This is a genomic window from Spongisporangium articulatum (assembly GCF_044465595.1).
Taxonomy (GTDB): Bacteria; Actinomycetota; Actinomycetes; order Actinomycetales; family Kineosporiaceae; genus Spongisporangium; species Spongisporangium articulatum.
The window spans coordinates 927,192-939,263 of the sequence record NZ_JBITLV010000001.1 but is presented as its reverse complement, the minus strand read 5'-3'; the positions used below and the strand labels follow the sequence as shown (position 1 = coordinate 939,263).

General features: G+C 75.6%; 10 protein-coding genes. 5 read left to right on the top strand and 5 right to left on the bottom strand.

The genetic code is table 11. From position 1 onward, the window contains the following. Window positions 1-5 precede the first annotated feature (5 nt). From ACIB24_RS04520 to ACIB24_RS04510, 3 genes are read right to left on the bottom strand one after another with little or no spacing between them, the layout of a single operon-like run. Entirely contained in the window at window positions 6-581 is a 576-nt protein-coding gene (locus tag ACIB24_RS04520; RefSeq protein WP_398275757.1) for a type II secretion system F family protein, read from the bottom strand. Next, complete coding sequence (locus ACIB24_RS04515) at window positions 578-1,774, bottom strand: TadA family conjugal transfer-associated ATPase (protein WP_398275754.1); 1,197 nt, start codon at window positions 1,772-1,774, stop codon at window positions 578-580. The genes ACIB24_RS04520 and ACIB24_RS04515 overlap by 4 nt, the downstream gene beginning before the upstream one ends. 38 nt (window positions 1,775-1,812) lie before the next feature. Next, entirely contained in the window at window positions 1,813-2,595 is a 783-nt protein-coding gene (locus ACIB24_RS04510; protein ID WP_398275751.1) for a hypothetical protein, read from the bottom strand. Window positions 2,596-3,100: 505 nt separating this feature from the next. Between ACIB24_RS04510 and ACIB24_RS04505 the strand changes: the two genes are divergently transcribed. After that, window positions 3,101-3,919, top strand: coding sequence for an HAD family hydrolase (locus tag ACIB24_RS04505; protein WP_398275748.1), 819 nt, complete (start codon window positions 3,101-3,103; stop codon window positions 3,917-3,919). A gap of 368 nt (window positions 3,920-4,287) precedes the next feature. Here ACIB24_RS04505 and ACIB24_RS04500 read toward each other — a convergent pair whose 3' ends face one another. Continuing rightward, window positions 4,288-5,127, bottom strand: a complete 840-nt coding sequence (locus ACIB24_RS04500) for a hypothetical protein (RefSeq protein WP_398275745.1) — start codon at window positions 5,125-5,127, stop codon at window positions 4,288-4,290. Window positions 5,128-5,190: 63 nt separating this feature from the next. Here ACIB24_RS04500 and ACIB24_RS04495 point away from each other — a divergent pair, with 63 nt between their 5' ends. Beyond that, window positions 5,191-6,429 (top strand): histidine kinase, encoded by a 1,239-nt coding sequence (locus ACIB24_RS04495; protein ID WP_398275742.1) that lies wholly within the window; start codon window positions 5,191-5,193, stop codon window positions 6,427-6,429. 2,087 nt (window positions 6,430-8,516) lie between these two features. Here the strand turns inward: ACIB24_RS04495 and ACIB24_RS04490 are convergent. Further along, entirely contained in the window at window positions 8,517-9,221 is a 705-nt protein-coding gene (locus tag ACIB24_RS04490) for a GtrA family protein (RefSeq protein ID WP_398275739.1), read from the bottom strand. A 116-nt stretch (window positions 9,222-9,337) separates the two neighbouring features. Here ACIB24_RS04490 and ACIB24_RS04485 point away from each other — a divergent pair, with 116 nt between their 5' ends. Genes ACIB24_RS04485 through ACIB24_RS04475 form a run of 3 tightly spaced genes read left to right on the top strand, consistent with a single transcriptional unit; the run spans window position 9,338 to window position 12,064 of the window. After that, window positions 9,338-10,102 carry a LytR/AlgR family response regulator transcription factor gene (locus ACIB24_RS04485; protein ID WP_398275736.1) on the top strand — a complete coding sequence of 255 codons (765 nt, stop codon included), beginning with the start codon at window positions 9,338-9,340 and terminating at the stop codon, window positions 10,100-10,102. Between the two features lie 15 nt (window positions 10,103-10,117). Then, a complete protein-coding gene (locus ACIB24_RS04480; RefSeq protein ID WP_398275733.1) occupies window positions 10,118-10,507 on the top strand; it encodes a hypothetical protein in 390 nt (129 codons plus the stop codon). 15 nt (window positions 10,508-10,522) lie between these two features. Continuing rightward, window positions 10,523-12,064 carry a cation acetate symporter gene (locus tag ACIB24_RS04475; RefSeq protein ID WP_398275730.1) on the top strand — a complete coding sequence of 514 codons (1,542 nt, stop codon included), beginning with the start codon at window positions 10,523-10,525 and terminating at the stop codon, window positions 12,062-12,064. Window positions 12,065-12,072: the final 8 nt, after the last annotated feature.

Genomic DNA, 12,072 nt, shown 5'->3' with positions numbered 1-12,072 from the left:
AGCCCTCATGCCCGCGCCCCGGTCGCGACCGCGGCGGCCACCAAACGGCGCGACCACGCCCAGCCCGCCCACCAGAAGGCGAGGGCCGACCCCAGGCAGATCCGCCCGGCGCCCGTCAGCAGCAGGACGCGGGGCACGTCCGTGCCCATCGCGAACCCGAGGACCACCCCGAGAGCCGGCAGCCCCGCGAGCAGTCGGGCCGTGGCCCGGGAGGCCGCCATGGCCACCTCCCGCTCTCCGGCGCGGGCCAGTTCCGCCAGCAGGGCCTCGCCCACCCCGTCGATCACCAGCGAGGCGGGGGCCCCCGAACGCTCACCGACCTCCAACGTCAGCGCCAGCCACTCCAGCGACGCTCCGGGTGCGGACCCGGCCACCGCGTGCAGCCCCGCGGCCGCCGAGCCACCGGCGGCCAGCATCCGGTGCACGACCAGCGCCACCTCGCCGGCCGCGCCACCGGCCCCGGCCAGCACCGCCCAGGCCTCGCGGGGCCCGACTCCGGCCCGGGCCAGGGCGCACAGCCGTCCGGTCAGGTCGATCACGTCCTCCCGGGAGAGGTGCGGCCCCCCGGCCCTTCCCGTCACGGCGGCGGCCCCTCCCAGGCGATCCGTCCGGCCAGGCGCGACCACCCCGGCCCGGGCGCAGCGCCGGCGGTGAGGGCGGGTTCCACCACCACCCGACCGTCGGAACCGGCCCGCAGCACGGCCACCTCGACCAGTTCCCGCCGCCCGTCCCGGCGACGGACGTGCAGCACGACCTCCAGGCCCGCGCCGACCTGGGCGCGCACCGCCTCCGGCCCGAGCCCGGCCAGCGCGCCGAGCGCCTCGAGCCGCGCGGGGACGTCGGCGGCCGCGTTGGCGTGCACCGTGCCGCACCCGCCGGAGTGCCCGGTGTTCAACGCGACCAGCAGGTCTCGGACCTCCGGACCCCGACACTCGCCCACCACCAGCCGGTCGGGGCGCATCCGCAGGGCCTGCCGGACCAGGTCGTCGAGCGTCACGGCTCCCCGCCCCTCGACGTTCTCGTGCCGGGCCTCGAGGCGGACGACGTGCGGGTGCTCGGGCTGCAGCTCCCCCACGTCCTCCACCAGCACGATGCGTTCGTCGGGCGGCACCAGCCCGAGCAGGGCCGCCAGGAACGTGGTCTTCCCCGCGCCCGTCCCCCCGCTGACCAGGTAGGCGACCCGGTGCCGGACGATCCGCGCCAGCACCGGCAGCCATGCGCGCGGCAGCCCACCGCCGGCCGCCAACTGCTCCAGCGAGAACGGCGTCCGGGCCATCACCCGCAGCGAGAGCAACGTCCCGGCGGGCGACACCGGAGGCAGCACCGCGTGCAACCGCACGCCACCGGGCAACCTGGCGTCCACGTGCGGCACCGCCTCGTCGAGCCGCCGCCCGGCCCCGGCCGCCAGCCGTACCGCGAGCGCCCGCACCTGGGCCTCGTCGGCCAGCGGGGAGGGCACCCGGCGCAGCCCGGAGCCGGCGTCCACCCAGACCTCGCCCGGCCCGTTGACCAGGACGTCGGTGACCCCGGCCGCCTCGACCAGGGCCTGCAGCGGCCCGAGACCCCACAGCTCGGCCCGGACCCGGCCGACCACGACCTCGGTGTCGGTCCGCGACAGGAGCAACCCCGACTCGGCGGCGGCCCGCCGGACGGCCGCACCGACCGTCTCCGGACGGACGTCACCGACGGCCAGCCGAGCCCGGACCCGCTCGACCACCGGCCGCAACCGATCGGCGGGCACCGCGCCCACCGGCCCACCCACGGGACCACCCACGGGACCACCCCCGAGACCACGCCCGGGCCACCCCACGGTCACCCTCGCCCCGGACCGGCGACCAGGCGCCCGATCACCCGGTCCCGTTCCTCCGCGGGGCCCCCGACCATCGGCCCCGGAGCAGACGGCAGCCGCCGCAGGATCGCCTCCGCCGTCCCCCGCACCGACGAGCGCCGGGCCAGGCCCGGCGGTTCGCCACGGGCCACGGCGCGCGCCAGACCACGCTCCGTGGGCAACTCGGCCAGCAACGGGACCCCCAGTTCCCCGGCGACCAGAGCGGGCGGCAGGTCGTGCGGGCGGCGCACCACCAGGTGCACCTCGTCGACCTCCGCACCCAGCCCGGCCAGCACCGTGCGCGCGGCCCGGACGGCCTGCTCGCGGGCGGGACAGACCAGCAGCACCGCATCGGCCGCCGCGGCGAGCCCACCGGCGAGCCCACCGGCGGGACCACCCGGCGCGCGCGGCAGATCGACGACCACGAGCCGCATCTCGGCCCGGGCGGCGGCGACCACCGCCGGAACCGCCGCCCGGTCGAGCCGGGACCGGTTCACGTCGAGCAGGTGTACGCCGTCCACCTCGGGCAGCACCGCCGGCAGCGCCCCGGTCGGAAGGGGACCCTGCACGCGGGAGAGGTCGACCGCGCGCACGGTCCGGGGCGTGGCCGCCCGCCCCGCGAACAGGGCGCCGAGCCCCCCACCGTGCGGGTCGACGTCCACCAGCAGGACCGGGCCGGCCCGGGCCCCCGCCCTCGCCAGAACCGCGGCCAGGACGCTGGCCCCCGCCCCACCGCACCCACCGACCGTCGCCACGACTGTGCCCACCCGTCGAGCGTGCTCCCCGAGCGGCCTCACCCCGTCCGGGACCGGGTCGCCTGTGTGCGAGGAGGGCGTCCTGCGTGCTGTGGACGACAGGACGAGCGGGCCACCGAGGACCGGGGGGCACATGCCTGCGAACGGCGCAAAGGGTGCAGACAAAAGACGACGGCCCCCGCTGGGGGGGAGCGGGGGCCGTCTGGCCGGTCCGGCTCGGGGGGGAGGAGTCGGACCTGGCGGGCACGGCGGTTAAGCCGGCATGGACAAGTGTGTACCCGTCAGCCGTGTGCTTGCAACACCGTCAGCCAATTGCAAGACCAAGTTGAGCATTCAGTCACATGCCCCGCCCGTACGGTGAGGAACGGGTAGTGATCGGGCAGCCACGCAAGCGGCATACCTCGCTCGACCGACGGATCGGAACGGCCGGCGCACCGTTCCGCCAGCCGGATGACCCGCCCGGCCCGGCTGCCGGAATGATCTGACCACCCGATCACCGGCCACCTATCCTGGGCCCGTGACCGGAGCTCAAGGGCGCAGCGCGGCGTTCTTCGACCTGGACAAGACGGTGATCGCCCGCTCCAGCACCACGGCCTTCACCCGGCCGTTCCACGCCGAGGGGCTGATCAGCCGCTCGGCCATGCTCCGCAGCGCCTACGCGCACGTCTTCTTCCAGCTCAACGGCGCCGACCACGACCAGATGGAACGGCTGCGCGAGTACCTGTCGAAACTGACCACCGGCTGGAAGGCCGAGCAGGTGCGCCAGATCGTCGTCGACACCCTGACCGAGCTGATCCAGCCCCTGGTCTACGAGGAGGCCACGGCGCTCATCGCCGAGCATCACCGCGCCGGCCGTGACGTCGTCCTGGTCTCCGCCTCGGGCGCCGAACTGGTCGAACCGATCGGAGCCATGCTGGGCGTCGACGTCGTCGTCGCGACCCGGATGGGCATGGACGACGAGGGGCGCTATTCGGGCCACATCGAGTTCTACGCCTACGGGAAGAACAAGGCGACGGCGATCCGCGAGCTGGCCGAGCAGGCCGGCTACGACCTGGAGTCGAGCTACGCCTACAGCGACTCGGCGACCGACCTGCCGATGCTCGAGACCGTCGGCCACCCGCACGCCGTGAACCCCGACCGCGCCCTGCGCCGCGAGGCCGTGCGTCGCGGCTGGGCGGTGCTCGACTTCACCAAGCCGGTCGCGCTCGCGTCCCGCCCCCGATTGCCGAACCCCGGCAAGGCCGGTGGGGTCGCCGTGGCGATCGGGGCCGGGGCCGCCGCGACGGCCGGCATCGTCTGGCTCACGTCCCGGCGCCGGGACCGCTCCGCGGTCTGACCCGCCACGCCCTCATCCACGCCGCGCAAAAGCCGCGCCGAGCAACGCCTCTCGCATATCGACGCGCCGTGCCGAGAACTCCTGCGACTACCCGCCGGTAGGCCCTACCGGCCGCGCGCGAACAGGAGTAGACAGGTCTCACGAACTCCCGGGCGACCGGAGAACCACTGGGCGGCCCCCGGGAGTCGGTGAGGACAGCACGGCCGGAGGTACCCACGTGCGGGCAGTCCACGGTACGGACCCGTCGAGACGGGCTTGACCCGCTCCGACGAACGCCGAGCGCGCGCTCTGCTAGCCCCCGTCGTGCCGGGTGACGGCGCCCTGCTGCGGGGCGCCGTCACCGCCGTTTTGGCTTGTCCCGCAATGCCTTACGTGAGGCGCCCGGCCAGGATCGCGTCGCACACCGACCGGCCGTGGGCCGCGCCCTTCACCACCAGGTCGGCACACTGCTTCAGCCACGCACCAACCGCCTCGGGCGAGCCCTGGGTGTAGGCCATCAACGCCCGCGCGTAGGCCGGACCGGCGTCGAGCGTGGCCGCCTCCCACACCACGACGCCCATCGGGTCGAGCCCGCGCCCGATCACGATCGTGCGCGCGAGAGCGCGCGCCAGCAGCCCGTTCCCGGCCAGGAACGGGCGCGCCGTCGCGACCTCCGCGTGCACCAGGGCGGCCACCAGCAGGGCGGGCGCCGAGGCGGGCGCCGCCATCAGGTCGTGGATGCCGCCCAGCCGCGACTGCAGCGCGGCCCCGGACGGCGCCGTGTCGGGTTCGCCGATGCCGTCACCGGGCAGCTCACCGGGTCGGCGCGGCCGGCCGAGCGCGTCGGCCGACAGCAGGTCGGCGGCCACCACCGTGTGCAGCCGGGCCAGCACCTGCGCGGGCGACGTCGAGACCTTCGCCTCCCAGTGCTGCGCCTCGGTGAGCAGGCGGACCGTACCGAGCGCGAGCCGGCCCGACGCGTCGTCCGGGAACTGCGCGGCCCCGCGGGCGACGTCCCGGAACAGGTCGTCGGGGTAGCGCGAGCCCTCGATCGCGGCCGATGCGCGTGCGGCGCGGATCAGCGACTCCGCCCGGGCCTCCTTGGTGCGCCGACGCAGCGCCTGGTGCCAGCGCAGTTCGGTGCACGCCTCGCGCGCGGCCTCGACCGCCTCCCGGACGTCGGGCAGGTCGAGCAGGCGGCCGAGCACTTCCTCGGTCTGGGTCGTCACGGCCCCGAGCCTAGGGGTGTCTCCCCAGACGCCCCTAGGCGCGGCCCACCCGGCCACCGCACCATGGGTGACGTGACCCCGACGCACGCCGACGTGCTGCGCGCGGCCGGCGCGCTCGCCGTCCTCGCGGTGCTGGTCGCGGCCGCGGTGCCCGTCTGGCGGGCCCGTGGGCACCGCGACCTGGGCACGCCGGGCGAGCGCGCCACGTTCGAGACGCTGCACACCGCCTCGCGCGCGGCCCCGCCGCTGCGCGACGGGCTGACCGGTCCCGGCGCGCGTCGGGCGGTCAAGCACCTGCGCACCCTGTTGGGCACGGAGGCCGTCGCCCTCACGGACGAGCGCGGGACGCTGGCCTGGGACGGCGCGGGCGAGCACCACTCGCAGGCCGCCGGCACGCTCGCCGCCACCGTGCTGGACGGCGGGCGCACGCAGGTGATCGACGTCCGGCGCCTGCCGCACGAGGTGCTCCAGGCTCAGGGCTGGGCCTGCGAGGTGCTGGACTGCGCGATCCGGACGGCGGTCGTGGCACCGGTGACGGACGGCGACGTCGTGGTCGGGACGTTGATCGCCTACGGTCCGTCGGCGTCGGCCGGGCTCGTCCGGGCGACCGAGGAGGTGGCGCGGTGGGTTTCGGCGCAGGTCGCGCTGGCCGAGCTGGACCGTTCCCGGACCCGCGCGATGGAGGCCGAGCTGAGGGCCCTGCGCGCGCAGATCAGCCCGCACTTCGTCTACAACAGCCTGACCGCGATCGCGTCCTTCGTGCGGACCGAACCCGACCGGGCGCGGGAGTTGCTGCTGGAGTTCGCCGACTTCACCCGCTACGCGCTGCGCCGCGACGGCGCGTTCACGACGCTGGCCGACGAACTGTCCAACGTCGAGCGCTACCTGACGCTGGAGCAGGCCCGCTTCGGCGACCAGCTCGTGGTCCGGTTGCAGATCGCGCCCGAGGTGCTGCCGGTCGCCGTCCCGTTCCTGGCCGTCCAGCCGCTGGTCGAGAACGCCGTCCGGCACGGGTTGCGGCGCAAGCTCGGCGTGGGGCACGTGACGCTCGGCGCGCAGGACGCCGGGGCCGAGGCGCTGATCTGGGTGGACGACGACGGTGCAGGGGCGGACCCGGAGCTGATCCGGCGGCTGCTGGCCGGGGAGTCGCCCGAGGGCGACGGCGGCGGGTCGATGGGTCTCAGCAACGTGGACGCGCGGCTGCGCCAGGTCTACGGCGACGACCACGGGCTGGTCGTCGAGACGGCGCCCGGCGCGGGGCTGCGGGTCAGCTTCCGGGTGCCCAAGTTCGCACCCCAGTGACCTGCGCCACCACGGAAAGTAACCGCAGGTCACGCCGTCGTGACTGGCTGTCCACCAGTCTCCTGAGTGGCTGCTCACCCCGGCCCAACTGGGCCGCGCACAGGGTCGACTTCAGGCATCCTGCCTAGGTGAGTTCGGATCAGCGCGGTGCGACCGGCGCCGCCCAGACCCCGGCTCCGCCCGCGTCCCGACGCGAGAGACGGGAGGCGGAGCGGCGCGCGGGCCACGTCGGCGACCCCGCCCGCCCGGACGCCTACCCCGACCAGTACCCCGATCCCGATCCGGCGGGCGGCCCGCGAGTGGTCACCGACACGCCGCCCGTGCTGGTCCAGCACGACGAGCCGGCCCGTCCCGCACCCGTGACCCCCCGGCGCCCGCTGACCCCGCCGCCCCCGCCGCCGCAGGCCCAGGCCGACCCCGTCGTCATTGATCTGGTCAACGGCCGGGTCGACCCCGCCCCCGCCGCTGCGCCGTCCGCCGGCCAGCCCGGGGCGCACCACGCCACCCGCCGCGCGGCCCGCGCCGAACGCGCCGCCCGCCCGGCCCCGGCCCGGGCCGCGAACGGGACCCGCGCGGCGTCGTCCCCGAGGGCCGGCTCCGACCCCGGCCTGCTGCCGCTCATCGGCCTCGTCGGCGGACCGGCCCTGGTGGGCGCCGTCCTGCTGTACCTGAGCGCCAAGGCGCTGACCTCGATCCCCGCGCACCCCTTCGCCGGCGTGCTCTTCGCCGTGGTCTGCGGCGCACCCCTGGCCGCCGGAGTCCGGGCCGCCGTCCGCATCTGGCTCGCGCCGGGGCCCGCGCTGGTCGGGGCGCCGCTGGCCCGGGACCAGGAGAAGCGGGCCTGGGCGGCGATCGAGGACGTCGCCGAGCGGCTCGACCTGGACCTGCCGGAGGTGCTCGCGGTCGACGGGTCGGCCGTGGTGACCGTGAACCGGACGCGCACGGGATACAACCTGGTGCTCGGCCTGCCGGTGCTGCTCGAGCTCGATCGGGCGCAGTTCGCCACGGTGCTCGGCACGGAGTTGGCCAAGCACACCGCAGAGGGCCCGGCCCACGCGCTGCGGGTGCAGGAGATCGGGAACCGGCTGGAGTCGGCCGCCGCCCGCAAGGAGCCGTTCTCGGACCCGGCGCTCGGGGTCTACCGGACGCTCTACACCCGGCTGGCGGCCGGCCCGAACGAGCGGCTGGCGACTGACGCCGAACGGCTGGCCCGCGAGATCCTTGGCGCCGAGCGGATTCTCGCCGGGGCCTACCGATTGCTGGCCGTGCAGTACGGCTGGCAGGTGCTGGTCGAGGAGTACCTGCCGCTCGGCTCCGAGGCCGGCGTCCGGCCCCGGCTGGCCGAGGGCCTGCACGAGATCATGATGCACCGGGCGCCCGAGCTGTACGCCGCCGCGGACACCCGCGCCCAACGCCCCCAGGGCCGCCTGGCCTACACCGAACCCGCCGACGTCGGCCTCCTCGACGACCCGGCCACACTCGACCGGATCGAGGCGGCGATCCTGCTCGAGGACGCGCCCGCCGGTAACTGGCAGCAGATCGTCAACGTCGTCGGCGCGAACCTGATCGCCCGGCGCGCAGAGACTTTCGTCGGTCAGATCGGCACGGGGGAGGCCGAGCCGTCACTCACCGGCGTGCTCGCCGCCCTGGCCCGGCCCGACCGGCCGCGGCTGCCCGGCGGGATGATCGAGCCGCTCACCGCCCTGGCCCAGGACGCCCTGTTCGCCCGCGGGCTGGCCCGCGTCGAGCTGAACTGGTCGGGCCCCAACCAGGTTCAGCGCCGCGACCCGTGGGGCGGCTGGATCGAATGGGACGGCGACGCCGTCGTCGCGGGGGCCGCGCAGCACCCCGACGGCGTGGCCACGCTGAAGTCCTGGCTGATCGCGGCCGGGGCCGAGATGGACCGGCGGCTGAGCGCCCGCAGCTCGGAACCGACCAGCGCGATCTGCTCGGCCGAGGTGACCGCGGAGATGGCCGGGGCGGACGTCGTCGAGGACGCGGACGTGCTGATCTACCCGCAGGGCCTGCTGATCGTGCCGGTGCCGCCGCCCAGCACCCGGCAGCGCGTCGGGTCCGTCATCCAGACCTCACCGGCCGCCGTCGCCGAGCAACGTCTCGAGGCGCTGGTGGCCGCCATCGGCCAGGAACCGCACGCCTACCGGGGCGGCACCTGGATCGACATCGCCTCCATCGACTCGGCCGACCTGCGCGGCCGGCGCGGCGGGATCGAGGTCCAGGTCCGCCAGCGCGACGGGTCGAGCACCGGGCTGCGGCAGCTGGCCGGGAGCGTCCTGCACGGCACGCCCGCCGACGACCTGCGGCGCCTGCTGCCGGTGACCGCTCCCGAGGCCTGACCCCGCCTCGCCCCGCCCCGGCCGGGGCCGGTGCAGCCGGAACCGCAGGGCCACGAACCGGACGACGGTCGCCACCACGTTCGCGACGCTCAGCACCACCAGCTCGACCCCGGCGCCCGGGTCGGTGACGAGATGCAGCAGGGCCAGCGAACCGCTGGTCAGCGCCAGGCCGGTACCGAAGGCCAGCAGCCCGACGGTGTGGTCGGTGGCCAGCCCGTCCGACCCGCGCACCCCGAACGTGAGCCGCCGGTTGGCCGCCGTGTTCGCCACGGCCGTGACCAGCAGGGCCAGCGCGTTGGCCGAGAACGGGTCGAGCAACCGGCGCAGGCCCAGGTAGAGCAGGGCGTAGGCCACGGTGCTGGCCACCCCGATCGCCCCGAACCGGACGATCTGCCCGACCAGCGGGGCCGACACCCTGTGCCGTGCGGTGCTCACCATGGCCCTCACGGTGGGCGGCCCGGCTGGAGGGCGGCTGTGAGCAGCCCCGTTCCCCGGTATGAGCTCGCGCGGTCCGGGCCTGGCCGACCCGCCGCCGACGCCCTACCCTCGAGGGCATGGCGACGACGCCCGGGCCCCTGCGAACCCTCGTGGTGGACGACGAGGCGCCCGCGCGCGACGAACTCGCCTTCCTGCTGCGGCAGGACCCGCGGATCGGATCGCTGCGCACGGCCGGTTCCGCGGCCGCCGCGCTGAAGGAGCTCGAGGCCGAGCCCGTGGACGTCGTGTTCTGCGACATCGCGATGCCCGGGCTCGACGGGCTCGACCTGGCCCGGGTGCTGGCCCGCTTCGCCAGCCGCCCCCAGCTGGTCTTCGTCACCGCCTACGAACAGCACGCGGTCGACGCCTTCGACCTCCAGGCCTGCGACTACCTGCTGAAACCGGTTCGCGCGCATCGGCTCTCCGAGGCGGTGCGGCGGGCGGTCGAGTCGGGTACGCCGGGGGCGTCGGGCGACCGGCCAGAGCCGGACGAGACGATCCCGGTCGAGCTGGCCGGGGTCACGCGGTTCGTCCGGCGCTCGCAGGTGCTGTACGTCGAGGCGCAGGGCGACTACGCCCGGCTGCACGTGCGCGGGCCGGGCCGGGTGACCAGCCACCTGCTCCGCATCCCGCTGTCGACCCTCGAGGAGCGCTGGGCTGCAGCCGGTTTCGTGCGCATCCACCGCAGCACGCTGGTGGCGGCCGCCCATGTCGAGGAGTTCGGCGCCGACGCCGGCCGGTTCTGGGTGACCCTGTCGGGGCGCACGCTGCCGGTCAGTCGCCGTCACGCGCGGGCCGTGCGCGAGCAGCTCGTGCAGACCCGCACCGAACGCTCCGCCTGACGTCGTGCCGAATTCATGACGGAGCCGAAACCACCACCGCGGGTGCGGGTGACCAGCCCGCAGATGGCCGGGCGCCGCCGGGCCCACCCCGCCCCCGGACGGGGGGCCGCCGCCGAGATCGACGAGCAGACGGGCGTCGGGGAGCTGTACCTGACGGGCCTGCTGCGCTCCCAGCTGCGGGCCGGGTTGGCCCTGCTCGCGCTCGTCCTGCTCGGGCTGGGCGGCCTGCCGGTGCTGTTCCTGCTGCTGCCCCAGGTCGCCGACCACCCGATCGGGCCGGTCACCGTGGCCTGGCTGCTGCTCGGCGCGGCCGTCTACCCCGTCCTGCTGCTGGCCGCCTGGTGGCACGTGCGGACGGCGGAACGGGTCGAGCGCGACTTCGTCGCCTTCCTGCGCCGGCGCTGAGGGTCGCGCGCAACCATGCTGGTCGACGCCGTGGCCGGGCACCGGTGGATGTATGTGCTGGCGGTGGTGTTCGTGTGCCTGGCCACGCTGGGCGTCGGCGCGCTGGGCTTCCGGCTGTCGCGCACGACGTCCGACTTCTACGTCGCCGGGCGCGCGGTCACGCCGCGCTGGAACGCCTCGGCGATCGGCGGTGAGTACCTGTCGGGGGCCAGCTTCCTCGGGGTCGCCGGGCTGATCTTCGTCTCGGGCACCGACATGCTCTGGTACGCGGTCGGTTACACGGCCGGGTACGTGGTCCTGCTGATTTTGGTGGCGGCGCCGCTGCGCCGGTCCGGCGCGTACACGCTGCCGGACTTCGCGCAGATCCGGTTGCGCTCCACCGCGGTCCGGCGCACGGCCTCGGTGCTGGTGGTCGGGATCGGCTGGCTGTACCTGCTGCCCCAGCTGCTGGGGGCCGGACGCGCCCTGCAGGTGACCACCGGGGCACCCCGGTGGCTGGGAGCGCTCGTGGTGCTGGGCGTCGTCCTGGCCAACGTCCTCGCCGGCGGGATGCGTTCGCTGACCTTCGTCCAGGCCTTCCAGTACTGGCTGAAGCTGACGGCGATCGCGGCCCCCGTCGTCCTGCTGCTCGCGGTCTGGCACACCGACGGCGGGGCGTCCGCGACGCAGGCCGGCGGCGCCGACTGGACGTCCCCCCTGACCGGCGCGGAACACCCTCTGTACCGGACGTATTCGCTGCTGGTCGCCCTGCTGTTCGGCACGATGGGCCTGCCGCACGTGCTGGTCCGGCTGTACACGAACCCCGACGGACGGGCCGCGCGGCGCACGGTCCTGGTCGTGGTCGGCCTGCTCGGGCTGTTCTACCTGTTCCCACCCGTGTACGCGGGTCTCGGCCGGATCTACGCACCCGACCTGGCCACGGCCGACCTGCTCGGCGGCGGGCCGCACGGCGAGATGGTCGTGCTGCTGCTGCCGGGGCGGATGCTCGGCGCGCCGTGGGGTGACCTGGTCTCGGCGTTGCTGACCGCGGGGGCGTTCGCCGCCTTCCTGTCGACGTCCAGCGGGCTGACGATCGCGGTCGCCGGGGTGCTCTCGCAGGACCTGTTGCGCGGCCGGTTCCGCAGCAGCGTCAGGGGGTTCCGGGTCGGGGCGGTGCTGGCCGTCGTGCCGCCGGCCGTGGCCTCGCTGCTGCAGGTGCGCACCGGGCTCGCCGACACGGTGGGGTTGGCCTTCGCGCTGGCCGCGTCGACGTTCTGCCCGTTGCTGGTGCTGGGGATCTGGTGGCGCCGGCTGACCCGGGCCGGCGCGATCGCCGGGATGGTCGTCGGCGGGCTGAGCGCCGGCGCCGCGGTGGTGCTGACCGTGAGCGGCACCGTCGGCGGCGGGTGGGCCGGCGCCCTGCTCGGGCTGCCCGCCGCGTGGACCCTGCCGCTCGCGTTCGCCGTCACCGTGCTGGTCTCGCTCGCCACCCGGCCTCCCGGGGGCGTCGCCCCGGTCATGGTGCGACTGCACGCTCCGGAGTCGCTGCAGCTCGGATCGCCCGGCCCCGGCGCCTGAGGCCCGGT

Excerpts from the sequence above, each read along its gene's own strand:
- ACIB24_RS04485 (WP_398275736.1), top strand. The coding sequence starts at position 9,338 with ATGGCGACGACGCCCGGGCCCCTGCGAACCCTCGTGGTGGACGACGAG.
- ACIB24_RS04490 (WP_398275739.1), bottom strand. The coding sequence starts at position 9,221 with ATGGTGAGCACCGCACGGCACAGGGTGTCGGCCCCGCTGGTCGGGCAG.
- ACIB24_RS04480 (WP_398275733.1), top strand. The coding sequence starts at position 10,118 with ATGACGGAGCCGAAACCACCACCGCGGGTGCGGGTGACCAGCCCGCAG.
- ACIB24_RS04495 (WP_398275742.1), top strand. The coding sequence starts at position 5,191 with ATGGGTGACGTGACCCCGACGCACGCCGACGTGCTGCGCGCGGCCGGC.
- ACIB24_RS04475 (WP_398275730.1), top strand. The coding sequence starts at position 10,523 with ATGCTGGTCGACGCCGTGGCCGGGCACCGGTGGATGTATGTGCTGGCG.